The organism is Hoeflea sp. CAU 1731 (genome assembly GCF_039888615.1).
In the GTDB taxonomy this organism is placed as follows: Bacteria; Pseudomonadota; Alphaproteobacteria; order Rhizobiales; family Rhizobiaceae; genus Flavimaribacter.
Window position 1 is genome coordinate 143,763 of the sequence record NZ_JBDQQS010000007.1, and the last position, 24,916, is coordinate 168,678.

Sequence of the window (24,916 nt, forward strand, 5' to 3'; positions counted from 1 at the left end):
TGCGCCTCCCTCAGGACTTCATGTCGATGTGGATATTGCCGTAGGCGTCGATGTCGACACCGCAGCCCGGATTGATGACGACCGTCGTGCCCGGATCCTCGATAATCGCCGGCCCGGTGAATTTCATTCCCGGCTTCAACTTCAACCCGTCATAGATCGCAGTGTCGTGGCTGCCTTCGAGCGCGAAATCGACCTCGCGGCGGCCTTTCAGCGCTGCGGATGCGTCGGCGTCGCCCAGCGGCTCAGGCTTCATGGTCAGCTTGCCGACCTCGGCGGACGCGACCAGATGGATGCCGACCATCTCGACCGGCGCATCGAGCCGGTAGGTGTATTCCCGCTCGTATGTCTCGTGGAAAAGATCGCTGATCTTGGCGATTTCCGCATCGGTTACTTCGCCTTCGGGAAGCAGCACTTCCGTCGTGTGTTCCTGGTTCTGGTAGCGGAACTTGCCGTAGCGCAGGAAGGTGACCTTCGCCGGATCGATCCCCTCATCCGCGAACTGCTTGCGCGCGCCCTCTTCGGTTTCGGCGAACAGGGACTCGATGCTGTCCGCTCCGCCGGCCTCCAGATCGACCAGCCGCGTAATGAAATAGTCGCGCCGGAGATCCGACATCATCATGCCCCAGGCCGAGAAGACGGAAGCGCCCGCCGGCACGACCACCTTCTTGACGCCGAGTTCAGAGGCGAGCGCCACGGCGTGCATGGCGCCGCCGCCGCCGAAGGCGACCAGCGTGAAGTCGCGCGGGTCGAAACCGCGATTGAGCGATACGAGCTTCAGCGCGTTGACCATGTTGTTGTTGGCGATACGCACGATGCCGCGGGCGGCTTCCGCCGCATCGACGCCAAGCTTGTCGGCGACCGCCTCGATGGCGCGGCCCGCGGACTCCATGTCGGCGTCGATCGCGCCGCCGCAGAAATAATCCCTGTTGATCCGGCCAAGCCACAAATTGGCGTCCGTGGTGGTCGCTTCCGTTCCGCCCTTACCATAGGCGGCAGGCCCCGGCAGCGCGCCGGCCGATTGCGGCCCGACATGCAGCTTGCCGAAATCGTCGACCCAGGCGATCGATCCGCCGCCATTGCCGATCTCGACGAGATCGACCACCGGCACCATGATCGGATAGCCGGCGGACGTCCGGTCGCGCTCGATCCAGTAGTCGGTCATGATCTTGACCTGCCCGTCCTCGATCAGCGAGCATTTTGCGGTCGTCCCGCCGATATCGAGCGCCAGCACGTTCGTCTCGCCGATCAGCTTGCCGAGTTCGGCCGCGCCCCAGAAGCCGGACGCCGGGCCGGATTCCACCATGGTGATGGGAATGCGCGACACCGCTTCGAGCGAATCCACGCCGCAGTTTGACTGCATGATATAGGGGCTGCCCGAAAAACCGCGGCTGGCGAGCCCGTCCTGCAGCCGTTTCAGGTAGCGCTCCGCCGTCGGCTGGACGTAGGCCGAAAGCACCGCCGTGTTGGTGCGTTCGTATTCGCGCCATTCGCGGGTGATCTGGTGCGAGGACACGACTGAGATCTCGGGCCACATTTTCGCAATCTCTTCGACCACAGCCTGTTCGTGCGCGGGATTTGCGTAGGAATGCAGAAAGCACACCGCAACGGCTTCAACGCCTTCAGCGCGGAAGTCATCCAGGATCGCGGCAAGACCCGACATGTCGAGCGGCTTGAGTTCCTCGCCCTTGTAGCTCAGGCGGCCGGGCAGTTCGCGACGCAGGTAGCGCTGCACGAAAGGCGCAGGCTTGCGATAGTGGAGATTGAAGAAGTCGGGCCGGTTGCCCCGCGCAATCTCGAGAATGTCCCGGAAGCCGTCGGTGGTGATCAGGCCGACCTTGACGCCCTTGCGCTCGGTCAGCGCATTGATGACGACAGTGGTGCCGTGGGCGAGAAAATCGATCTCGGCGGGGTCGACGCCGCCCTTTTCCAGGACGTTCAGCACGCCCTGCTCGAAATTCGGCGGCGTCGTGTCCGATTTTGCGGTCCGGATGATCGCATTGCCGTTTTCATCCGTTTCGAAGCAGACGAGATCGGTGAACGTTCCTCCGACATCCGTCGCAACCCGCATGGTTGAGCCCGTCATTGCTGAACTCCATTGTTTTCGATTAATCGTTGCAAGAGAAAGCAGATCGAGCCCGGCAGTTTCAGCGCCTCGGCCGCCTCCACCCTCTCTGCGTTGTAGTAGCCCTTCTCGTGAAGGCAGTTGATCGTGCCGAGAACCTCGCCGCAGACTTCCACAGGAATGTTGACGACGGATTCGCAACCAAGCGACCGGATCAGTTCATGATCGGGGAAGACTTCCGCAATGCCTTCTATATCGTTGGCGACGAAGCTCTGCCGGCCGTCCAGGACCTGACGGCTCCAGTCGCTGCTGTCCATGTCCTTCTTGCCGGAGATCGGGTAGGCGTCCGGCATGTTGCTGTAGAGCCGCCGCGCCTGGCCAGACGCGCGATCAAACGTCATCAGGGTGAACAGCTTGGCGCCGACGATCGTGTCGGCCAGCGTTTCCAGAGCCGCGAAAGCGCCGGTTTCGTCGCCGGACCTCGCGGTCGATCGGTAGAACGTGTCGAACAGTCCTTCAACTGTCATTCGTTTCCTCCATCAGGGAGCGGCGCAGGGTCTCTTCCTCGTCCGAAACGATCGGAATGGCCGAGATCAGGCGTCGCGTGTAGGGGTTGTCAGGATTTGTGAAGATCGTTTCCGTGTCGGATTCCTCGACAAGTTTCCCCTTTTCGAAGACGGCGACACGGTCCGCGATGTTGCGGACCACACCCAGATCATGGGTGATGAAAACATAGGTCAGATTGCGCTTGTGACGCAGTTCGTCGAGCATGCGCAGAACACGGGCCTGCACCAGCACGTCGAGCGCCGACGTCGGTTCGTCGAGCACGACGATTTCCGGTTCGCAGGCGAGCGCCCTTGCGACGGCCACGCGCTGGCGCTGGCCTCCGGACAGCGCCGCCGGATAGCGCGCGGCGAAATCGGCCGGCAAGCCGACCTCCTCCAGAAGCGCGCCGACGCGCTCCTTGCGCCCCTGTCGGTCGCCGATATCGTGAACGTCAAGCGCCAGCCTCAGCGAGGCGCCGACCGTGCGGCGCGGATTGAGCGAGGACAGCGGGTTCTGCTGCACAAGCTGGATCATCCGCCTGAGCGGCAGCGTGCGATGACCCGGAAGAAGGTTTCCATCAAGATAGAGATCGCCCGTCGTCGGCTGGTGAATGCCAAGCAGAAGATTGGCGAGCGTGCTCTTTCCGGAGCCGCTTTCACCGACCACGGCCACGCACTGGCCGCGCATCACCTTCAGCGATACTGTATCCAGCGCCTTGACCCGGTGCTCGCCGCTGACGAAGGTTTTCGAGACGGTTCGCACGTCCAGAACAGGCGCGGTTTGATCGACCGTGGTCATGACGACGCCTCCGTCGCTGGATGCACCACGATCGGTTCGGAGAAACTGTCCGACCGGTCCGGGATTTCCGGAATACCGCCGCCGGTGATCTTCGGAACGGCGGCCATCAGCGCGCGCGTATAGGGATGACCGGGATCGGAAAAGAGCGCGTGGGTCGGCCCCTCCTCGACGATATTGCCCTTGTAGATCACATAGACCCGGTCGGCGAATTCGCGCACCACGCCCAGATTGTGGGAAATGAACAGAACCGAAGTATGTTTGCGTTCGACGAGATCGCGCATCAGATGTAGCGTCTGCGCCTGCACCGTCACGTCCAGCGCCGTTCCCGGCTCGTCGGCGATCAACAGCTTCGGCTCGTTGGCGAGCGCCATGGCGATCATCACCCGCTGGTTCATGCCGCCGGACAACTGGAACGAATAGGAATCAAGCACCCGTTTCGCATCCTCGATCGAGACGTCGCGCAGCGCGTCCGAAGCGCGTTCGCGCACAGTGGCCCGCGCGATCTTCGGGTCGCGGCGTTTCAGCACCTCGTGGAACTGGACATCGATCGGATAGACCGGGTTGAGCGACGAGGTCGGATCCTGGAAGATCATCGAAATGTCGGTTCCGCGCAGCCGGCGCCGCGCCTTTGCGGGCATCGACTCGAGATCCTGTCCGTCGAACTCGACGGCGCCGGAAACCCGGGTCGAGCGCTGTTCCTGCAGAAGCCCCAGGATGATGCGAGCCGTCACCGACTTGCCTGAACCGCTCTCGCCGACCAGCGCCACCTTCTCGCCCTTGGCGACATTCAGCGATATGCCGTGCAGCACCCGGTTCTCGCCTTCGAAGCCGCGGAAGGAGAGCGAGAGGTCGCGAATGTCGAGAAGCGCGGTCATTGATCGCTCCCCAGCACCTGGCGAAGCGCGTCGCCGACGAGGTTGAAGCCGAACACCGCGATCAGGATCGCCAGAGACGGGAACACCGTCAGCCACCAGCTGTCCGGCAGGTAGTTGCCGCCCTCGGCGACCATCGATCCCAGATCCGGCGTCGGCGCCTGCACGCCGAGGCCAAGGAAGGACAGCGATGATGCAATCAGGATGACGAAACCCAGATCCAGCGTCATCTTGGTGACGATCGACGGAACGCAGTTCGGCAGGATCTCCATGAACATGATATGGAGCCGCGATGCGCCGATGATCTGCGCCGCCAGAACATAGCCTTCCTGCGCTTCCGATCGCGTGACATTGTAGACGAGCCTCGCGTACCAGGGCCACCACATCGTCGTCACCGCCAGCATGCCGTTCGTCAGCGTCGGCTCCAGCACGCCCATGATCGCCATGGCGAGCACCAGCGGCGGGATCGACAGGAACACATCGGTCACCCGCATCAGGATGAAATCCACCCAGCCGCCGAGATAGCCCGCAGCAAGCCCGACGGTCACGCCGATCGGCACGGCGATCGCCAGCACCACGACGCCGAGCATCAGCGAGATGCGGTAGGCGTAGATAATGCGGGAAAACAGGTCGCGCCCGACGAGGTCGGTGCCGAAGATGTTTGGCCAGTGCGGCGGTTGGTTGAAATTGGTGAAATCCACCACCGCGCCGCGATGCTCGGGAAAAGGCGCAATGAAATCAGCAAAGACTGCCGAGAACACCACGAGGCCGACCAGGATCAGCCCGAACAGCGACATCGGATTGGACGCCAGGATCAGGAAGGTGCGCTTCATGAGCGGCCTCCACTATTGGCGAGCCTGATACGCGGATTGATGTAGGCGATCAGCAGGTCGACGATGATGTTGACGATCAGGAACATCGCCGAGATGACGAGCACCGTGCCGACGATGGCGTTAAGATCCTTGCGCAGGATCACCTGCACGCCGTAGCGCGAAAGCCCCGGCCATGCGAACACCGCCTCGACCAGGAAGGCGTTGCCGAGCATCGCCGCGAAATCGAGGCCGATGATTGTCAGCGACGGGATCAGCGACGGCCGGAAGGCGAACTTGTTGGCGATGCGCCGCGGCGCAAAACCATAGGATTCCGCCATTTCGATGTAAGGCTTGTCATAAGTCTCGACCATGTTGGCGCGGGTCAGCCGCGCCGCCTGGCCGATGCCCGAGAGCGCCAGCGCGAAGGCAGGCAATATGATGTGATGCAACGCGTTGAAGAAGGCCTTGAAATCGCCGTCGAGCAGGGAATCCACGAGAAGGAAGCCGGTGACGCGATGCGGCGTCGGTATCGTGTCGGAGATCTGGCCTGCTATCGGGAAGAGCGGCAGGAAGAATGCAAAGAGCAGCATCAGTATCACCGCCCAGACGAAACTGGGCGCCGAGACACCGAGCAGCGAGACGACGCGAATGAGATTGTCGGCGATGCGGCCGCGGTAGCGCGCAGACAAAATGCCGAGCGGAATGCCGAGGCCCACCATGAAGACGCCGGCGACGAAGACGAGTTCGAGAGTAGCCGGCAGAAACTGGGCGATGTCGGTCGTCACCGGCCGATTCGTATAGAGCGATATGCCGAGATCGCCATGCGCCAGGTTGCGCACGAAATAGCCGTACTGGACCCAGATCGAATCCTCCAGATGCAGCTTCTGTCTGAGTTGCTCCACCTGCTCGGCCGTCGCGTTAGGCCCAAGCGCGATGCGCGCGGGATCCCCCGGAATGACCCGGGCGATCGTGAAGATCAGCATGGAAACGCCGATCAGCACTATGATCGATATCGAAAGCCGCTTCGCGAGGAGCCGGACGACGGGTGACATGGAACTTCTTTTGTCAGCAGGTGAGGACGCGGCGGGTACTCCCAACCGCGGATTATCCAGGCGCCGGCCGGCCAGCAGGCCGGCCGAACTGAAGCCGGATCAGCTTCCTTCCTGCATTTCCATCAGGCGGAAGGTGAAGCCCATGCCGTCGAGGCCGAAGGCCTTGGACGGGTCGGACAACGCCGGAACCTTGACCCGGTCGCTGGCGGCGAAGACCGACTGGCGATCATAGGCGTAGATGGTCGGCGCGATCTCCATCAGTCGCTGGTTGAGCTTGTGATAGGCTTCCGCGCGGCCCGCCTCGTCGGTGATCGTGCGCCCCTGCGTCAGCAGTTCGTCGACCTCGGCGTCATCGAGATATTCCGGCGACTGCCAGGTGCCGGCGGCGTCGGAGAAATACATGCCGTAGAGCAGCGTATCCGGATCGCCGGTGACGGCGTTGACGAAGAGCTGCGAAATATGCGGCGTGTTTTCTGGCTTGGACACCTGCTCTGCGAACAGGGCCCACGGCATTTTCTTGATTTCCGACTTGACGCCCAGTTGGGCGAAATTCGCCTGCATCAGCAGCGCGAAACGCTCTTCCAGCGGCACCTCTGCGATCCAGGACACTTCGAGATTGAAATCTTCCGGCGCCGTGGCGCAGGCTTCCATATGCTTCTTCGCCGCGTCCATGTCGGAGGTCAGGATATCGTCCGACGGGTTGGCGCCGAGCATGCCGACGGGAATTGCGCCGGTCGAAGGGCTTCCCTGCGACACATTGTCGGTGATGGCGATCATCTTGATCGACGATGCATAGTCGAAGGCTTTGGAGAGCGCCAGACGGCATTCCGGATCGTCGAGCGGCGGCTTCGTCGTATTCATCTTGATATAAAATCCGGCGCTGCCCGATTCGGTCAAAAGCTGCGCGCCGTCGTCGGCAAGCGCCTTCATGACCTCCGGCGGCAGCCACTGAGAGGATATGTCATGCTCCCCCTGGCTGATCAGGGTGCGTACGGTCGCCGGTTCGAGACCGTAGCGCAGGCGCACCGTGTCGGGCGCCGCATCAGGAACCGACAGGAAATAGTCGGGGTTCTTCTGCATGACCGTTTCCTGCTGCGGATTGTGCGCGGAAACCGTATAGGCGCCTGAGCCGGCGCTGTTGCCGGAAAGGAAGGCCTGTCCCCAGTCCTTCATCTCGCCGTCGCCGTCGCCGAGATTTTCCATCACCAGCTTCTTGTCGACGATCGGCAGGCGCACCATCGATGCGATGAAGGGCGCATAGGGCTCCTTCAGCGTGAAGGCGACGGTGGTGTCGTCAATCGCTTCCGCGCTCTCGACGACATTGAAAAGATAAGACAATCCCTGTCCGAGCGCCTGCATGCGTTCGAGCGAGTAGACGACGTCTTCGGCGGTCATGGGATTGCCGCTTTGAAATTTCACGTCGTCGCGCAGCTTGAAGGTGAAGGTCTGGCCGTCGGCCGACCAGCTTTCGGCCAGATGCGGAACGTGCCCGGGCGCGCCCTGCGCCGGCATGACCAGCGTGTCGTAGACGTTGAACATGAGGATCGAATCCGCGTAGTCCGACGCCTTTCCGGGATCGAGTTCGCCGACCGCGACCTCGTCGAGGCGCAGAACGGTTTCGGCAAGGGCGGGAGCCGCCGCCGCGAGAGTGAGCGTGCTCGCGCCGAGAAGCGCGGCGGTGAGTGACCGTGCAAGTGTGTTCATTTTACAGTTCCCCTGTTGGTGGATTGGGTTTCAGTCCTTTTCCTGGGCCTTTTCGGGCCTTCTGGGTTATTGGCGTTGTGCAGCGGGACGGTGGGTTCCTCGCAAAAGACATCCATTGTTCCCGCCCACAGGACCGTCGCCGGCGCATCGCCGTGATTCCATGTGGAATGCACCCTGGTCGACGGGAAATGAAGAGAGTCGCCGGCTTTCAGAACCGTGCGTTCGCCGTCAAGCTCGACGGTGATCGTGCCTTCCAGCACATACATCATCTCCTCTCCCTCATGGGAGATCGGCTCGCCGCGATGGCCGGGCGGTTCGTGGATGATGACGCTGCGGAGAATGTTGCCCGGAAAGGACGCGGAGATGCGCTCATAGGTCAGCGAGTTTTCGCTGATCGCATAGACCGGCCGCTCTGCCTGTCTAGTCACCACATCGCCTCTCGGCTGGGTCAGAAAGTCGCCGACATTGACCTTGAGGATACGCGAGACCGCCACCAGCGAGCTCAGCGATGGCGTCGCGATTCCGCGTTCGATCTGGGAAATGAAACCGACCGACAATCCGGATGCGTCCGCGACCGCCTTCAGCGTCAGCCCCAGCTCCCGGCGGCGTTCGCGCAACCGATGGGCGAGCGTATCATGCGCGTTTTCACGGGCAGCGGCTGCAGCGGATCGGACCAAATTTCGCCTCCGGTTTTAGTATCACTAAAATCATGGAGGCGACTTGAATTTCTGTCAAGCGTTTTTTAGTCAGGCTAAAATTTGGGCGGACAGAGTAAAATTGAAGCAGCTCGGTGCCGAGCGCCTTCGTGTAAAAGACCTTAGGAAACTATCGCTTGGTCAAAGTGCGACTGATGGCATCCTGCCAGCCGGCGAGATCGCGCTGTCTGGTCTCCTCGTCGAGCTGCGGCTCGAAGCGGCGATCGAGACGCCAGCTTTGCGAAAAACCTGCCGCGTCCGGCCACACGCCAGCCTTGTATCCGGCAAGCCATGCGGCGCCCAGCGCCGTGGTCTCCAGGATCACCGGACGGTCGACAGGCGCGGCCAGAATGTCGGCAAGACGCTGCATCGTCCAGTCGGAGGCGACCATGCCGCCGTCAACCCGCAGCACGGTGTCGGCGTCGCCGGAACTCCAGTCGTTCTTGTTGGCCTCCAGCAGATCGTAGGTCTGGAAGCAGACCGAATCGAGCACCGCTTTCGCCATTTCGGGCGCGCCGAAATTGCGCGTCAGCCCGAACACGGCGCCGCGTGCGTCGGCGTCCCAGTGCGGCGCGCCGAGCCCGACGAACGCCGGCACGAAATAGACGTGCTGCTGCGGATCGGCCTGTGCGGCAAGCCTGCCGCTTTCAGCGGCCGAACGAATGATTCCGAGTTTGTCGCGCAACCACTGCACGCCGGCGCCGGCGACGAAGATCGAACCTTCCAGCGCATAGGTGGTTGCGCCGTCCAGCCGATAGCCGATTGTCGTCAGGAGCCGGTTCTTCGAGCGCACCAGATCGGAGCCGGTATTGAGCAGCGCGAAACATCCTGTCCCGTAGGTTGATTTCATCATGCCGGGCTCAAAGCATGCATTGCCGATCAACGCCGCCTGCTGGTCGCCCGCCACGCCCAGGATCGGCGTTCCGGCGAGCGGAAGACCGCTCGCGACCACGCCGAAATCGGCCGCGCAGTCATGAACCTCAGGCAGCATCGAGGCCGGGACCTCGAGAATTTCGAGCAGTTCCGCGTCCCAGTCATTCTTCTCGATATTGAACAGGAGCGTGCGCGAGGCGTTGGTCGCATCGGTGACGTGGCGCGCGCCGTCGGTCAGACGCCAGATCAGAAAGGCGTCGATGGTTCCGAAACACAAATTGCCGCGCGTCGCGCGCTCCCGCGCGCCTTCGACGTTGTCCAGAAGCCAGTTGACCTTGGTGCCGGAAAAATACGGATCGAGGAGCAGTCCGGTCTTTTCCGTGAACACCGGTTCAAGACCGCGCTGCTTGAGCGCGTCGCAATACGCCGCCGTACGCCGATCCTGCCAGACGATGGCGTTATGGATCGGCTCACCGCTCTCGCGATCCCAGACGACGACCGTTTCGCGCTGATTGGTGATGCCGATTGCGGCGATGTCGGCGGGCTTCAGCGATGCGTCGGCCATCGCCTTCTCGACAGACCAGAGCACGGTTTTCCAGATTTCCTCCGGATCATGCTCCACCCAGCCCGAATCGGGGAAATGCTGGGCGAATTCCTTCTGGCCGACGGCGACAATGGATTGCGCGCCGTCGAATATGATGGCGCGGCTCGATGTCGTGCCCTGATCGATCGCAAGAATGTGGTCCGCCATTATGTCCTCCCCCCGCAGTTACCCCACGACGTTGCATGCGCCGCACGGCACGAAACATCAAGCAACCGTATATCGTCAAGCAGAAGGACCTCCATTTCCATTCCTTCGGCGATCTTCAAGACAAAACCCTGTCACACACTGTCGAAAATGTGTTGTTGTTTGACTTGTGCAATCCGGCAGGTCTGCCCGATAGTGTCAGGCTATCATGCTGCAGAAAACGCCCGGCGCATATCTTCCCCTTCAACGACCGGTTCTGGTCGCCTCGCTGCTGCTTGCGTTGCTTCTTCTCCTGGCGGCATGGCGCGAAGGAGCGACAAGATCGACGGAAGCCGCGCTGCTGGGCCTTTTGGCCGGCGTATCGCTCTATCATGCGGCCTTCGGCTTCACTTCCGCCTGGCGCCAAGTCGCTGTCGAGGCGAGGAGCGACGGGCTGAGAGCGCAGATCCTGCTCATTCTTCTGACATGCGCGGTTTCTTTTCCCTTGCTGGAAAGCGGCGGCGTTTTCGGACGCAACCTTTACGGCGCCGTTGCGCCCTTCGGCGTGTCGGCTGCGCTCGGCGCCTTCCTGTTCGGCGTCGGCATGCAGTTCTCCGGCAGTTGCGCCTCCGGCACGCTGTTTACGGCAGGCGGCGGCAATACGAGAATGATCGTGACACTCGCGGGCTTCGTTCTGGGTTCCATCATCGCCACCGCGCACATGCCGTTCTGGTGGTCGTTGCCGGCCTTCAGGGCCTACTCGCTTGTCAACGACTTCGGCGCCGTCGGCGCTTTCGCTCTCACAGCGTTTCTGCTGGGCGCAATCGCATTTCTGGCAATGCGCCGGGAGCGGCGGCGGTACGGACATCTTGAAGAAGCCGTTTGGAATGGCGGTCTGTTGCGCGGACCGTGGCCAAAGTCCTGGGGCGCTATCGCACTGTCCGTGGTGAGCATCCTGACCCTTGTGACGTTGACGCATCCCTGGGGTATTACGTCGGCCTTTGCCCTTTGGGGCGCCAAGATCGCAAATGGAATTGGCGTTCCGGTCGAGACGTGGCCGTACTGGTCAGGACAGACGCACCGCATCGAGGCGAGCGTCTTTGCCGATACGACGTCCGTCATGAATTTCGGCATCGTCGCCGGCGCGCTCCTCGCCGCCTCGCTCGCCGGCCGGTTTGCTCCGAATTTTCGAATTTCCGGCAAGGCTCTGCTCCTGTCGATTGTCGGCGGCCTGTTGATGGGATACGGCGCGCGCCTCGCATATGGTTGCAATATCGGCGCCTATATCGGCGGCGTGATATCCGGCAGCTTGCATGGCTGGGGCTGGCTCGTCTTCGGTTTTGCAGGCAGTCTGGCAGGCATCCGCATACGGTCTCGGATCGCCGGCGGAACCGTCTAGATCAACCTGCGTTGAACCCCTGATGTTTCATCCATGTCTTGATAATGTAAACAATTGGGTTCATCACACTCAAGCAATGCAACCGACCGCTCTCAGGGAAAACCCGAAAGAATGATTGTACCAGTCATCGTCAGCGGCGGCGTGGGCTCCCGTCTGTGGCCTGCATCCCGCCAGTCTCATCCGAAACCCTTCCTGCCGCTCGAAAACGGCCGGTCACTCCTGCTCAACACCTATGACCGCGCCGCATCTCTGGAAGGCGTCTCCGACGTGGTGACGATCACCGCGCGGGATTCCTCGTTCAAGACGGTCGATGAATACGAACAGTATGGCGACGGTCCGGTCAAGAACCACTATCTGCTGGAGCCGCAAGGGCGCGACACGGCTGCGGCCACGGCCGTCGCCGCAGCCTATGTGGCGGAGGCCTTCGGCGACGACGCAATCATCCTGCTCCTGCCCGCGGATCACGTGATCCTCGATCGGGAAGGCTTTCGCGCAGCGGTCGCCAAGGCGGCGCAAAGAGCCTCGGAAGGCCGCATCGTCACTTTCGGCATCAAGCCGACAGGACCTGAAACCGGCTACGGTTACATCGAGGTCGACGGCGAGAACGCCGTGCGCTTCGTCGAAAAGCCTGACGTTGAAACCGCGCAATCCTATCTTGAATCGGGCCGTTTCCTCTGGAATTCCGGCATGTTCTGCTTTGCCGCCGGTTCGATGATCGCGTCGATGCAGGAGTGGTGCCCTGATATCCTCGAAAAGAGCCGCCTCGCTATTGAGAAAGGCGACAGGGAAGAGTTCGACGACGGCCGCATAGAGACGACGCTGGACGGCGAGACATTCGCCACGGTTCCGAAGATCTCCGTCGACTACGCGGTGATGGAGAAGGTGAAAAACCTTTCCGTCATTCGGGCGGATATCGGCTGGAGCGATGTCGGAACCTGGTCTTCCCTTTCGGAGAGTTTCGCCCGCGACGCGGACGGCAACTCGGCGATCGGCGACGTCGCTATGGTCGGCGCGCACAACTGCTTCGTCCATTCCGAAAATCGTCTGGTCGGACTGGTCGGCGTCGACGACATCGCCGTCGTCGATACCCGCGACGCGACGCTGGTCGTGAAGAAGGACAAGGCGCAGGACGTGAAAGCGCTGTTCGAACAGCTTCGCGATGCCGGTCACGAGGCCTACGCCACCTTCCCAAAGGGCCGCCGCCCATGGGGGTCCTACACCGTTCTGGACGAAGGCCCCGGTTACAAGGTCAAACGGATCGAGGTGCGGCCGGGCGGCTGCCTGAGCCTGCAGTCTCACAAGCATCGCTCGGAGCACTGGACGGTGGTCCAGGGCGTCGCGCATATCGTCAACGGCGACGCCAATCTCGTGCTCGAGGCGAACGAATCGACCTATATCGAACGCGGCAACGTCCACCGGATGGAAAATCGCGGAAATGAACCAATGACCCTCATCGAGGTGCAGACGGGCGCCTATCTGGGCGAGGACGACATCGTCCGCTACGAAGACATCTACGGCCGCTCGTAAACGGCTCCCAGCAATACATTGGAATATGAGGATTGAAAAATGGCGCAGTCCGTTGGCTCAGCCGAGCGTGAATCACTGACATATCTGTTTCTCGAGGCCGCGCTTGCGGCAGGCGGCGTCGTCATGCGGCACTACCGCAACCTGTCCGGCGTGGAGACCAAATCCGACAATTCGCCGGTGACGGCGGCGGACCGCGAAGCCGAGGCTGTCATTCTCGAGTACCTGGCGAAGGGCGCCTCCCGGTTTCCGGTCGTTGCGGAAGAATCGGTTTCGGCCGGCCGCATTCCGCAACTCGACGGCGACGCTTTCATTCTTGTCGATCCGATCGACGGCACCAAGGAGTTTATCCAGAGCCGGACGGATTTTACCGTCAACATCGCCCTGATCGACAATGGCCAGCCGCTGCTCGGCGTCGTGTTCTGTCCGGCGCTCGAAACGATATACTGGTCCGACGGCGACAAGGCCTGGAGCGGCGCGGTAAAAGCCGGCGAAGGCGTCGACGCCATTGCCGACCGCAAGGCGCTGCGCGTCCGGCCCGTTCCGGAAAAGCTGACCGCCGTCGCAAGCCGTTCGCATCGCGACGAAAAGACGGACGCCTTCCTGAACGAAAAAGGCGTCACGGAGTGCGTTTCGCGCGGTTCCTCTCTGAAATTCTGTGTTGTGGCCGAAGGCGAAGCCGATATCTATCCGCGCTTCGGCCCGACCATGGAGTGGGACATCGGCGCCGGACACGCCGTCCTCTCAGGCGCCGGCGGCAAGGTCGTGCGGGCAGACGGCTCGGACTTTGTCTACGGCAAGCAGGATGCGGGATTTCGCAATTCAGCCTTTATTGCCTACGGCGGTCAGTAGCTTTCCAGTGTCGCAATTTGTAAAATCTTGTAATTGACTGTCATTTCTGGAGTCATTTACAAGGCACACGCATTAATGTTTAGAATAGTTTGCATTTTGCGACAAAGGGCGACATCTGATGAAATTTCCCGAGGAGGTACTTCGGAACCGCACTTCCGGCGACGGCGCAATACGCTGCTGGACCACGGACACGCTGTTTTCCGCACTCTCGGAGAAGGGCGACGCGGCCACCAAGCGCACTGTCGAACGCACTATACTGTCGGAAGGCCTGCTGCCGCCTGCGCTGGAAACGGCTGACCTGCGTGACGAGCGCGACCGTACTGTCAAGAGCTTTGCGGCAGAAACGCTTGCCGAACTGGCGCGCAAGGAACGGGTGCTCTCCCTGCATGTCCAGCAACATGAAACCCCGGATGGCCAAAGTCTTCTGGTCTCCAATGACGGGCGCGGTGGCCGCCGCTGGGTGTTTTTGTCGTCCAGCCAACCGACGGACGAAGAGCTTCTCCAGGCCATCGGCTTGCTGCGCGAGGATCCGGAGCGCAGGATGCTGGTCTGGCCGCACGGCCTCCTGACAGCGCGTCTGAGAAAACTGATCGACAGCGAAAACAGGCTCGGCGACGGCGTGACTGCAGCGCTCGCAGCCTATCACCCGATCGTTGACCTGGAGGATATCGTCGCCCGCTCCGGAGGCGATGTCCCCAAGACAACGCACCTGACCCATCTCGATCGCCTGGAGGCTGAAAGCATCCATATCATGCGCGAGGTGGCCGCCACCGCCGACAATCCGGTGATGCTCTATTCGGTCGGCAAGGACAGCGCCGTCATGCTGCATCTGGCGCGCAAGGCCTTCTACCCGTCTCCGCCGCCCTTCCCGCTGCTGCATGTCGATACGCGCTGGAAGTTCCAGGAGATGTACCAGTTCCGCGACCGCATGGCCGCCGACGCCGGCATGGACCTGATCGTCCACGTCAATCCGGAGGGCGTTGAAAAGGACATCAACCCGATCGACCACGGCAGCGCTGTCCACACCGACATCATGAAAACGCAGGGCCTCAAACAGGCGCTCGACAAATACGGTTTCGACGTCGCCTTCGGCGGCGCCCGTCGCGACGAGGAAAAAAGCCGCGCCAAGGAGCGCGTCTTCTCGTTCCGCACCAGGACGCAGCGCTGGGACCCGAAGAACCAGCGTCCGGAACTGTGGAACCTCTACAACACGACGAAGAGCAAGGGCGAGAGCATCCGCGTCTTCCCGATCTCCAACTGGACCGAGCTCGACGTCTGGCAGTACATCTATCGCGAAAGCATCCCCATCGTGCCGCTCTACTTCTCGCATGTCCGGCCGACTGTCGAACGCGACGGCATGCTGATGATGCTTGACGACGACCGCGTCCGGCCGATGGACGGCGAAACCGTGAGATTCCGCAAGATCCGCTTCCGCACCCTTGGCTGCTATCCGCTCACCGGCGGCATTGATTCCGAAGCCGAAGACCTCGGCGCGATCATTCTCGAACTCCTCCAGACCCACAGCAGCGAACGCCAGGGACGCGCCATCGACACCGACAGCGCCGCCTCCATGGAGCACAAGAAGCAGGAGGGGTACTTCTGATGAACGTCGAAACGGCAAAGGACATCCAGTCCTATCTGGAACATCAGGCGGGCCTCGAAACGCTCCGCTTCATCACCTGCGGCAGCGTCGACGACGGCAAGTCGACCCTGATCGGGCGCATGCTCTACGAATCGAAGATGATCTTCGACGACCAGCTGGCGGAACTCGAAAACACGTCGCGCAAGATCGGCACGCAAGGCGAAGACATCGACTTCGCGCTGCTCGTCGACGGCCTGAGCGCGGAGCGCGAACAGGGCATCACCATCGACGTCGCCTACCGGTTCTTCGCGACCGACAAGCGCAAGTTCATCGTCGCCGACACACCCGGCCACGAACAATACACCCGCAACATGGTCACCGGCGCCTCGACGGCCGACGTCGCCGTCATCCTGATCGACGCCCGCAAGGGCGTGCTCACCCAGAGCCGCCGCCACAGCTTCATCGTGTCACTGCTCGGCATCCGTCACATCGTGCTCGCCGTCAACAAGATGGACCTCGTCGGCTATGACGAGGCCATCTACGACGCCATCGTCGAGGACTATGAAAAGATGGCCGAGGCGCTCGACTTCGAGACGATCACGGCCATTCCCGTCTCTGCGCTCAAGGGCGACAACATCGTCGAACGCTCAGGCAAGACCCACTGGTATCACGGACCTACCCTGCTTGGTTTCCTCGGCGTCGTCGAGACACGAAAGGCGCTCGCCGATCACGGCTTTCGCATGCCGGTGCAGTGGGTCAATCGCCCGGATCTCGACTTTCGCGGCTATGCCGGCGTCGTCGTCGCGGGCAGCGTGTCCAAAGGCGACAAGGTCCGTATCCTGCCATCGGGTGAACAGGCCACCGTCGACCGCATCCTGCTTGGCATGAGCGATCTTGAGACAACGCTCACGGACCAGGCCGTCACCGTTACGCTCGACCGGGAAGTCGACATATCGCGCGGCGACGTCATCGTCGCCGGACAGGACCCTTGCGAAACCTCGGATCAGTTCGAGACGAAGCTTGTCTGGATGGATCAGGAAGAAGGCTTCATCGGCCGCAGCTACCGCATGAAAATCGGCGCAGCCATGGTCAACGCCACGCTGTCGGACATTCGTCACAAATACAATATCAACACCTTCGAGGAGGTGCCCGGCCGCAATCTGGCGCTCAACGACATCAGCGTCGTGAAACTCGGTCTAGACCGGCCGGTCGCCTTCGAGCCCTTCAGGGATTGTCCGGCCATGGGCTCCTTCGTGCTCATCGACCGGCAGACCAACCGCACTGTCGCCGCCGGCATGATCGACTACGCGCTGCGGCGCGCAAGCAACGTCCACCGCCAGGCCGTCACCGTAGACAAGGCTGCCCGCGCGCATCTCAACGGCCACAAGGGCAAGGTGCTGTGGTTCACCGGCCTCAGCGGCTCCGGCAAGTCGACCATCGCCAATGCGTTGGAACAGCGGTTGCACGCTCAGGGCCTGCGGACCTACATCCTCGATGGCGACAATGTCCGCCTCGGCCTCAACCGCGATCTCGGTTTCACCGACGCCGACCGGGTGGAAAACATTCGCCGCATCGCCGAAGTCGCAAAGCTGATGGTCGACGCAGGGCTGATCGTCATGACCGCCTTCATCTCGCCATTCCGCGCGGAGCGGCAGATGGCGCGCGAACTCTTCGAGGCAGACGAGTTCGTGGAGATTTTCGTCGATACGCCGCTGGAAACCGCCGAAAAGCGCGACCCGAAGGGGCTCTATAAGAAAGCCCGTCGCGGCGAACTGCCGAACTTCACCGGTATCGACAGTCCTTACGAGGCCCCGGAAACCCCGGAATTCCACCTCCACACGGAGATGGAAACCCTCGACGCGCTGGCCGACCATCTGGCGGCCGGTCTCGACCTCAACCTGTAGCGGCCTCCGCGATCCGGTCGAAGACATAAGCTTTCGCCGACCGGATGCTGTTTTCAAGGCTTTCGCCGCTGGCCAGGCCGGCGGCGATCGCGCTCGCCAGCATACAGCCGGTCCCGCGCAACGATCCGTCCAGCCGGGGAGCCGAAAACCGGACCGGTTCGCTGTCGTGTCGAAACAGCACGTCTGTTGCAGCGTCTCCGCCGGCGTGTCCGCCCTTGACCAGAACGGCCCGGCAGCCTTGCCTCAGCAGCGCCCTGCCCTGATGTTCCGCCGCCGATGCGGATTTCGCCTCCGGCTCTTCGAGCAGACAGGCCAGTTCGGCAAGATTGGGCGTCACCAGAGTGCAGAGCGGCATGAGACAGTCTCTCAAGTTGACGATCGCCGCCTCGTCGGTCAGCCGACCTCCCGACGAACTGACAAGAACAGGATCGAGCACCGCCGGCATCTCTCTGTTCGCCGCCAGAAAGGATACAACGGCACGAATGGCCTCCGCGTGCCCCAGCAGGCCGATCTTGACGGCACGGATCGGGTTCGCCTCCGCTGCCGCCGCCATCTGCTGCAGGATCAGGTCGCCCGGCATCGCCTCGATATGTCTCACGCCATGATGGGTTTGCACAGTCACCGCCGTGATCGCGGGACAAGCCGCCACGCCGAACGCAGCCAGCGTCGTCGTGTCGCGCGACACCCCCGCGCCGCCCGAGGAATCGGTTCCTCCGACGACCAGCACATACGGCTTCATCGCCATCGCGCGGTGGTTTCGATCCATTCGACCGTCCGCGCTTTCGGATCGGGATTAAGCGTGATGTCGGTCACCACCGCCGCGCATTCGGCGCCATGCGCGAACACGCCTTCCAACCGATCGGGCGTCAACCCGCCAATCGCGACCAGCGGCAGGTCGCCAATCCGCTTCCTCCACTGCGCGATGCGATCGAGCCCCTGCGGATCCCACTTCATTTTCTTCAGCCGGGTCGGATAGATCGGGCCGAGCGCGACATAGTCCGGTTCAGCCAGAAGCGCCGTTTCCAGTTCGTCGTAGTCGTGAGTGCTCAGTCCCAGCCGCAATCCGGCCTTCCTGATCGCGAGGCGATCGGCTTCGGCCAGATCTTCCTGGCCGAGATGCACAAAGTCGCATCCCTCCTCGATCGCCAGCCGCCAGAAATCGTTGACGATCAACTGGCAGCCATGGGCATGGCAAAGGTCGCGCGCCTTGCGGATTTCGGCGCGTAGCTCTGCCTCCGCGGCGTCCTTGATCCGCAACTGCACGAGCCTGACGCCGAGCGGCGCCAGCCGCTCGATCCAGGCGGCGCTGTCGACGATGAGATAGAAAGGATCGAGCGTCACGAGAACACCGCCTTGCCGATCACCGGCGTCGAAGGCACGGCGACGTCACGCGGTTCGAGCGGCTGTGCGCCGGCCGCGAGATGTCCCGCCTCGATCGCCAGCGCAAAGGCCTTCGCCATCGCCACGGGATCGCTGGCCGCGGCCACTGCCGTGTTGAGGAGCACGGCGTCGTAACCAAGCTCCATCACCGCGGCCGCATGCGACGGGCGTCCGATGCCAGCGTCGACAATCAGGGGAATGTCCGGGACATGGGCGCGCAGGCTTCGGAGCGCATCCTTGTCGACAGGCCCCCTGGCAGAACCGATCGGCGCGCACCAGGGCATGAGCACCCGGCATCCGGCGTCAAGCAGCCGGTCGGCGACCACCAGATCGTCTGTCGTGTAAGGGAACACCTCGAACCCGTCGTCAATCAGGATTCGCGCGGCTTCCACCAGCGCGAAGACATCCGGCTGCAGCGTGTCGTGGTGGCCGATCACTTCGAGCTTGATCCAGTTCGTGCCGAACACCTCGCGCGCCATTTGCGCCGTCAGCACGGCCTCCTTCACCGAGTGGCAGCCAGCGGTGTTGGGCAAAACCTGCACGTCGAGATCGCAGATCAGCGACCAGAAACCGCCAACCCGTCCGCTGCCGCCGGCGATCTCCCGGCGCAGCGACACCGTCACGATCTGCGCGCCCGCTTCGCGCACCGCCCGCTGCAGCACGGCGGGCGAAGGGTAGTTCGCGGTTCCAAGCAACAGTCGCGAGGCCACCGCCCGGCCATAAAGTTCCAGCATGACTCACCCTCCCTTCATCGGCGACAGGATCTCGATCCGGTCGCCTTCGTTGAGTATCCTCGACGATCTGCGGGACGCCTTGACCAGTTCGCCGTTGACGGCCGTCGCCAGCCATTCGCCGCGATAATCGAGGGCGTCCATGAGGTCGGCGAGCGTCGACGCCGATATGTCTTGGCGTTCGCCGTTAACCGTGAGTTCCATTGCGCAACTCCATTCCTGATATCTGTTCGCAAAGAAGATCGGCCGCCTGCCTGGCCATGGCGGGCGCCAGCAGAAAGCCGTGACGGTAGAGCCCGTTGACCGAAACCACGCCACCCTCGACTTTCACCCGCGGCAGGTTGTCGGGATAGGCCGGGCGGACGCCGACGCCGGTTTCGACCACTTCGGCTTCGCCGAAGGCCGGGTGCAGGCTGTAGGCGGCGTTCATGAGCTCCATCATCGAGCGCACGGAAACCGGTCCCGCCCGGCTGCTTTCGATCATCGTCGCGCCGACCATGAAGCAGTGGTCCTGCCGAGGCACGACATAGACAGGGAAACGCGGGTGGAGCAGACGCACCGGTCGCGACAGGCTGATCTCGGCGGTCCGCAGGATCAGCATCTCGCCGCGCACGCCGCGCAGATCGGGATCGTCCGCAGCTCGTGCGAAACCCGTGCAGTCGGCCTCGAGGCTGCAATTCTCTGCGGCTTCATTGAAGGTTCCGCCGAAGTAAAATCGAACCCCGCGGCTTTTCAGTATGTCCAGCAGCCCCGACAACGCTCGCCGCGGGTCAAGATGCGCCTCGCTTTGGAAGAACAGCGCATGGTGAAAGCGACCAGCCAGATCCGGCTCCAGCTCCGCGATTCTATCGGCGTCGATAACCGTGTAGCCTGTCGTGCGGCTCGCAAACCGCGCCAGTTCCGCCCTGTCCCGTCCCGGCGCAACGACGAGCGTTCCGTTCCGGGTCACTTCGCCCGGCAGGATATCGTTCCACCAGTCGGCAGCGTCCCTGCCCCACGTCAGCACCTCTTCTTCCGCGCTCGCCCGCTCGCACCAGGGCGCCAGCATTCCCCCCGCCATGGCAGAGGCGTTGCCGAGGAGGCTCTCGCTGCGATCGATCACGGCCACCGCGACCTCCCGCCTTGCAAGTTCAGCCGCAAGGGCGAGGCCGGCGACCCCGGCCCCCTTGATCAGGACGGTCACAGCTTCTGATCCCCGGATTTTTCCAGCGCCTCCGCAGACATGTAAAGATCGCCGCCTTCGCGATATTTCTGGGCCATCGCCGCCATCCCCTCCTTCTGCGCCTCGGCGCGAATGTCGTGCGAGATACGCATGGAACAGAATTTCGGGCCGCACATGGAGCAGAAATGCGCGAGCTTGTGCGCCTCCTTCGGCAGCGTCTCGTCGTGGAAGTTCTGCGCCGTCTCCGGATCGAGCGACAGGTTGAACTGGTCTTCCCAGCGGAACTCGAACCGCGCCCGCGACAGGGCGTCGTCGCGGATCTTCGCCGCCGGATGTCCCTTGGCGAGATCGGCCGCATGCGCCGCGATCTTGTAGGTGATCACGCCGGTCTTCACGTCCTCCCGGTCCGGCAGGCCCAGGTGCTCCTTCGGCGTCACATAGCAGAGCATCGCGGTGCCGAACCAGCCGATCATCGCTGCCCCGATGGCGCTGGTAATGTGGTCGTAGCCCGGCGCAATGTCGGTCGTCAGCGGTCCGAGCGTGTAGAACGGCGCCTCGCCGCAGATCTCGAGCTGCTTGTCGACATTCTCCTTGATCTTGTGCATCGGCACGTGACCCGGCCCCTCGATCATCACCTGGCAGTCCTTGTCCCATGCGATTTGAGTGAGCTCGCCCAGCGTCTCCAGTTCGGCGAACTGCGCCGCGTCATTGGCGTCCGCGATCGATCCGGGCCGCAATCCGTCGCCCAGCGAAAATGACACGTCGTACATCCGGCAAATGTCGCAGATCTCCTCGAAATGCTCGTAGAGGAAGCTTTCGCGGTGATGGTGCAGGCACCACTTGGCCATGATCGAGCCGCCGCGCGAGACGATGCCGGTGACGCGATCGACGGTCAGCGGAATGTAGTGCAGCCTCACACCGGCATGGATCGTGAAATAGTCTACGCCCTGTTCCGCCTGCTCGATCAGCGTGTCGCGAAAGACCGGCCAGTCGAGATCCTCCGCCACGCCGCTGACCTTTTCCAGCGCCTGGTAGATCGGCACGGTGCCGATGGGCGCGGGCGAATTGCGGATGATCCATTCGCGGATGTTGTGGATGTTGCGGCCGGTCGAAAGATCCATGACCGTGTCTGCGCCCCAGCGCGTCGCCCACACCATCTTCTCGACCTCCTCGGCCATCGACGAGGTGACCGCCGAATTGCCGATATTGGCGTTGATCTTGGTCAGGAAATTCCGGCCGATGATCATCGGCTCGGATTCCGGATGGTTGATGTTGGCGGGAATGATCGCCCTCCCGCGCGCCACCTCGCTGCGCACGAATTCCGGTGTCACGTGATCGGGGATCGAAGCGCCAAAACGCTCACCGTCGTATTCCGCCTCCAGCGCTTTTTCGCGACCGAGATTCTCGCGGATCGCGATGAATTCCATTTCCGGCGTGATAACGCCGGCGCGGGCGTAGGCCAGCTGGGTGACGGCCTTGCCGTCGCGACCGCGCATCGGCGCGTTGCGCACAGGAAACTCCGGCGTGAGCCGCTTGCCGTCGACAAAGCCATTGTCCTCGGGCTTCACGTGGCGGCCTTCATAGGTCTCCACGCCGCCGCGTTCTCTAATCCATGCTTCCCTCAGCCGCGGAAGGCCTGCGCCGATGTCGGTGGTGCGTTCCGCGTCGGTGTAAGGTCCGGAAGAATCGTAGACCGTAACCGGCGGTTCGCCGGAGGTCGGATGCACGGCGATCTCGCGCATTGGAACGCGCAGGCCGGAATGCAAACGGCCTGCCTTGTAGACCTTGCGGGAAGCCGGCAGCGCGCCGGTGGTGACGGTTGGCGTTGTGCCGGACCGGTTGAGGGGAGCAGTCATGGGAGCCTCCTTTGCTCGCTTGCATTGGAGACCCAGTTCGACGTCGAAAGGAGAAAGAGGCTTGCCGGATTCAGGAAGGACTCTCGTCGTTTCCGAAAGCGGGGTTGAGACCCGGGAAGCTTCCGCACCGTCCCTACGCCAGTATGAACTGGATCAGGTTCATCGGGTCACTGCGCTGCTCGCGCCAGCAGTATCTCAGCCCCTTGTCGGGACCCCCCTGGTGAAGCGTCAACAATGGGAGAGGACTGCGATCTTGTCAACGGACAAAGATTGTTCTCTTCTTCACAGGAAGAGATTGATGTTTCCGCGACGTCTTGCGAGGGACGGAGGCGTCGAAAAAATTCATACTGGGTGCTGCAGACCCGGCGCCGCTGGGTTACCCAATTCAACCACTTCCCTCATGCCGGCCAACGAGCCGGCATCCAGCAGCCCGCACGTCCGTGCAGGCGAAAAATGAGATGGTAGCTCAATGAGACCCGGGTATCAGAAACCGGCCTCGTTCATCTCCAGGCACGTCCGGTCCATGGTGACGAGCAGCGCGCACTGGCTCTTGATCACCGGCATTTCGTATCGGAAGAAATACCGGCAAGCCTTTGTTTTTCCATTGTAGTAAGCATCGCCCGCCGCGCCGCCGGTCTCAAGCGCCCTGAGCGCCGCCTGCGCCTGTTTCAGCCACAGCCAGCCAACGACCACGTGGCCAAGCATGTCGAGATAGATCGTGGCGTTGGCAAGGTAGGTTTCCGGATCGACTTCCCCGGCCTTCGCCCCCATGGACGCCGTCGTGTCGGCGGCAAGTCGCGACCACTTTTCAAGGGCTTGCGCGCTTTCCCTCAACTCCTCGACATTCGATGCTTCCGCGACGGTTTCCGATATCTTCTTCATCAGCAGCCGGAAGGCCTTGCCGCCCTCCATCGGCACCTTTCGACCCAGCAAGTCGAGCCCCTGAATACCGCGCGTGCCCTCGTGAATGTGGTTGAGGCGATTGTCGCGATAGAGACGTTCGACAGGATAGTCGCGCGTATAGCCGGCGCCGCCAAACACCTGGACGGCGCTTTCATTTGTACGCAACCCGAACTCAGACGGCCACGATTTGACGATCGGCGTCAGCATTTCAAGCAGCGTACCGGCCTCTTCCGCCGCCTCGCCATCGCCCGATGCAGCTTCGTCGAAGAGGCTCGCCGCGAAGAAACACAAGGCCAGCGCGCCCTCCGCATAGGCCTTCTGCTGCATCAGCATGCGGCGCACGTCGGCGTGCCGGATGATCGGGATCATCGGCGAAGAGGGGTCGCGGTTCGTCAGCGGCCGACCTTGCGTCCTGTCCTTGGCGTAGGCGAGCGCATGCAGATAGCCGGTATAGCCGGTCGCGGCGGCGCTCAGGCCCACGCCGATCCGCATTTCGTTCATCATCGAAAACATCTGGGCCAGGCCCTTGTGCGGTTCGCCGACGAGATAGCCGATCGCGCCCCCGTTCTCTCCGAGATTGAGAACGCAATTGACCGTGCCGCGATTGCCCATCTTGTGATTGAGGCCGGCAAGCCGGATGTCGTTGCGTTTTCCGCGCGAACCGTCCGCCTCAATCAGGTAGCGCGGCACGATGAACAGCGAAATTCCCTTCACGCCGGGCGGCCCGCCGGGGATCTTCGCCAGCACCAGATTGATGATGTTCTCCGACATTTCGTGGTCCGCGCCGGATATCCACATCTTGTTTCCGAAGAGCCGGTAGCGGCCGTCGTCCTGCGGTTCCGCGCGCGTCCGAATGTCGCCGACCGACGAGCCGGCATGCGGTTCCGACAGCGCCATGGTGCCGAAATAACGGCCCTCGATCATCGGCTTGAGATAGATTTCCTTTTGCTCCTGGTCGCCATGCTCGGCCAGCAGATTGCCCGCCGCCATGGTGAGACCGGCATAGCCGTGCGTGCCCGTATTAGCCGCGCCGAACCAGGCCGAGATCGCCGTGTTGAGAAGATAGGGCAGTTGCAACCCGCCATACGCCTCGTCGAAACTCACGCCCATCAGGCCGGCCTCCGTGAAGCTCGCGAGCGCCTCCTTCACATCCGGAATGATCGACACGGTCTCGCCGTCGAAAGTCGGCTCGTTGGCGTCCACCTTGGCCGCATGCGGTTCGAACTTGTCCTCGGCGATCCGCTCGACGCTCTCCAGGATCGCGTCGTAGACGTCGCGTCCGGCCTCGGCGTATCGCGGCCTGCTTCCAAGGTTTTCCAGATCAAGAAAATCATAGAGGAGAAAGGCGATCTCCTCTCGACGCATGACATTCGGCACAGCTTCCTCCCGGCCCGTGAATCTTCTGTTCATCCTTGATCTATTTTGACCACGATCTCAACACGAAGGAGGTGAAAAACTGCGGGTTGTCCGCGTCCGGCGAGT

At 62.3% G+C, this 24,916-nt stretch carries 21 protein-coding genes and 1 riboswitch; of the genes, 5 read left to right on the top strand and 16 right to left on the bottom strand.

Annotation, left to right across the window (positions count from 1 at the left end):
- Positions 1–10: 10 nt before the first annotated feature.
- The 9 genes from AAFN47_RS13305 to glpK all read right to left on the bottom strand — a co-directional run bounded on the left by AAFN47_RS13305 (position 11) and on the right by glpK (position 10,165).
- Complete coding sequence (locus AAFN47_RS13305; RefSeq protein WP_499809723.1) at positions 11–2,083, bottom strand: hydantoinase/oxoprolinase family protein; 2,073 nt, start codon at positions 2,081–2,083, stop codon at positions 11–13.
- Positions 2,080–2,589, bottom strand: a complete 510-nt coding sequence (locus tag AAFN47_RS13310) for a GAF domain-containing protein (protein WP_499809724.1) — start codon at positions 2,587–2,589, stop codon at positions 2,080–2,082. The genes AAFN47_RS13305 and AAFN47_RS13310 overlap by 4 nt, the downstream gene beginning before the upstream one ends.
- Positions 2,579–3,406, bottom strand: coding sequence for an ABC transporter ATP-binding protein (locus AAFN47_RS13315; RefSeq protein ID WP_499809725.1), 828 nt, complete (start codon positions 3,404–3,406; stop codon positions 2,579–2,581). The genes AAFN47_RS13310 and AAFN47_RS13315 overlap by 11 nt, the downstream gene beginning before the upstream one ends.
- On the bottom strand, positions 3,403–4,281 hold the full coding sequence (locus AAFN47_RS13320) for an ABC transporter ATP-binding protein (RefSeq protein WP_499809726.1): 879 nt from the start codon (positions 4,279–4,281) through the stop codon (positions 3,403–3,405). The genes AAFN47_RS13315 and AAFN47_RS13320 overlap by 4 nt, the downstream gene beginning before the upstream one ends.
- Entirely contained in the window at positions 4,278–5,111 is an 834-nt protein-coding gene (locus AAFN47_RS13325) for an ABC transporter permease (protein ID WP_499809727.1), read from the bottom strand. The genes AAFN47_RS13320 and AAFN47_RS13325 overlap by 4 nt, the downstream gene beginning before the upstream one ends.
- Positions 5,108–6,142 (bottom strand): ABC transporter permease, encoded by a 1,035-nt coding sequence (locus tag AAFN47_RS13330; protein ID WP_499809728.1) that lies wholly within the window; start codon positions 6,140–6,142, stop codon positions 5,108–5,110. The genes AAFN47_RS13325 and AAFN47_RS13330 overlap by 4 nt, the downstream gene beginning before the upstream one ends.
- A 99-nt stretch (positions 6,143–6,241) precedes the next feature.
- On the bottom strand, positions 6,242–7,846 hold the full coding sequence (locus tag AAFN47_RS13335; RefSeq protein ID WP_499809729.1) for an ABC transporter substrate-binding protein: 1,605 nt from the start codon (positions 7,844–7,846) through the stop codon (positions 6,242–6,244).
- Positions 7,843–8,523, bottom strand: a complete 681-nt coding sequence (locus AAFN47_RS13340; RefSeq protein WP_499809730.1) for a helix-turn-helix domain-containing protein — start codon at positions 8,521–8,523, stop codon at positions 7,843–7,845. The genes AAFN47_RS13335 and AAFN47_RS13340 overlap by 4 nt, the downstream gene beginning before the upstream one ends.
- Before the next feature lie 148 nt (positions 8,524–8,671).
- Entirely contained in the window at positions 8,672–10,165 is a 1,494-nt protein-coding gene (gene glpK, locus AAFN47_RS13345) for a glycerol kinase GlpK (RefSeq protein WP_499809731.1), read from the bottom strand.
- Between the two features lie 205 nt (positions 10,166–10,370).
- Between glpK and AAFN47_RS13350 the strand changes: the two genes are divergently transcribed.
- The 5 genes from AAFN47_RS13350 (at position 10,371) to cysN (ending at position 17,402) form a co-directional block, all read left to right on the top strand.
- Positions 10,371–11,540, top strand: coding sequence for a YeeE/YedE family protein (locus AAFN47_RS13350; protein ID WP_499809732.1), 1,170 nt, complete (start codon positions 10,371–10,373; stop codon positions 11,538–11,540).
- Between the two features lie 111 nt (positions 11,541–11,651).
- The gene (locus tag AAFN47_RS13355) at positions 11,652–13,067 is read left to right on the top strand and encodes a mannose-1-phosphate guanylyltransferase/mannose-6-phosphate isomerase (RefSeq protein ID WP_499809733.1); all 1,416 of its coding nucleotides are present in this window, start codon (positions 11,652–11,654) and stop codon (positions 13,065–13,067) included.
- Between the two features lie 39 nt (positions 13,068–13,106).
- On the top strand, positions 13,107–13,916 hold the full coding sequence (gene cysQ / locus AAFN47_RS13360; protein WP_499809734.1) for a 3'(2'),5'-bisphosphate nucleotidase CysQ: 810 nt from the start codon (positions 13,107–13,109) through the stop codon (positions 13,914–13,916).
- Between the two features lie 667 nt (positions 13,917–14,583).
- A complete protein-coding gene (gene cysD / locus AAFN47_RS13365) occupies positions 14,584–15,519 on the top strand; it encodes a sulfate adenylyltransferase subunit CysD (protein ID WP_499809842.1) in 936 nt (311 codons plus the stop codon).
- On the top strand, positions 15,519–17,402 hold the full coding sequence (gene cysN / locus AAFN47_RS13370) for a sulfate adenylyltransferase subunit CysN (protein WP_499809735.1): 1,884 nt from the start codon (positions 15,519–15,521) through the stop codon (positions 17,400–17,402). The genes cysD and cysN overlap by 1 nt, the downstream gene beginning before the upstream one ends.
- Here cysN and thiD read toward each other — a convergent pair.
- The 7 genes from thiD to AAFN47_RS13405 all read right to left on the bottom strand — a co-directional run bounded on the left by thiD (position 17,392) and on the right by AAFN47_RS13405 (position 24,844).
- Positions 17,392–18,168, bottom strand: a complete 777-nt coding sequence (thiD, locus tag AAFN47_RS13375; RefSeq protein ID WP_499809736.1) for a bifunctional hydroxymethylpyrimidine kinase/phosphomethylpyrimidine kinase — start codon at positions 18,166–18,168, stop codon at positions 17,392–17,394. The genes cysN and thiD overlap by 11 nt on opposite strands.
- Positions 18,138–18,743 (bottom strand): thiamine phosphate synthase, encoded by a 606-nt coding sequence (locus tag AAFN47_RS13380; RefSeq protein WP_499809737.1) that lies wholly within the window; start codon positions 18,741–18,743, stop codon positions 18,138–18,140. Before AAFN47_RS13380 ends, thiD begins: the two co-directional genes overlap by 31 nt.
- Positions 18,740–19,516: a thiazole synthase gene (locus AAFN47_RS13385; protein ID WP_499809738.1), complete on the bottom strand. Its 777-nt coding sequence runs from the start codon at positions 19,514–19,516 to the stop codon at positions 18,740–18,742. The genes AAFN47_RS13380 and AAFN47_RS13385 overlap by 4 nt, the downstream gene beginning before the upstream one ends.
- 3 nt (positions 19,517–19,519) lie before the next feature.
- Complete coding sequence (gene thiS, locus AAFN47_RS13390; protein WP_499809739.1) at positions 19,520–19,717, bottom strand: sulfur carrier protein ThiS; 198 nt, start codon at positions 19,715–19,717, stop codon at positions 19,520–19,522.
- On the bottom strand, positions 19,701–20,696 hold the full coding sequence (thiO, locus tag AAFN47_RS13395) for a glycine oxidase ThiO (RefSeq protein ID WP_499809740.1): 996 nt from the start codon (positions 20,694–20,696) through the stop codon (positions 19,701–19,703). Before thiO ends, thiS begins: the two co-directional genes overlap by 17 nt.
- Positions 20,693–22,531, bottom strand: coding sequence for a phosphomethylpyrimidine synthase ThiC (gene thiC / locus AAFN47_RS13400; protein ID WP_499809741.1), 1,839 nt, complete (start codon positions 22,529–22,531; stop codon positions 20,693–20,695). The genes thiO and thiC overlap by 4 nt, the downstream gene beginning before the upstream one ends.
- Before the next feature lie 112 nt (positions 22,532–22,643).
- A riboswitch (TPP riboswitch) is annotated at positions 22,644–22,760 on the bottom strand.
- Positions 22,761–23,014: 254 nt separating this feature from the next.
- Positions 23,015–24,844 carry an acyl-CoA dehydrogenase gene (locus AAFN47_RS13405; protein WP_499809742.1) on the bottom strand — a complete coding sequence of 610 codons (1,830 nt, stop codon included), beginning with the start codon at positions 24,842–24,844 and terminating at the stop codon, positions 23,015–23,017.
- Between the last annotated feature and the right edge of the window lie 72 nt (positions 24,845–24,916).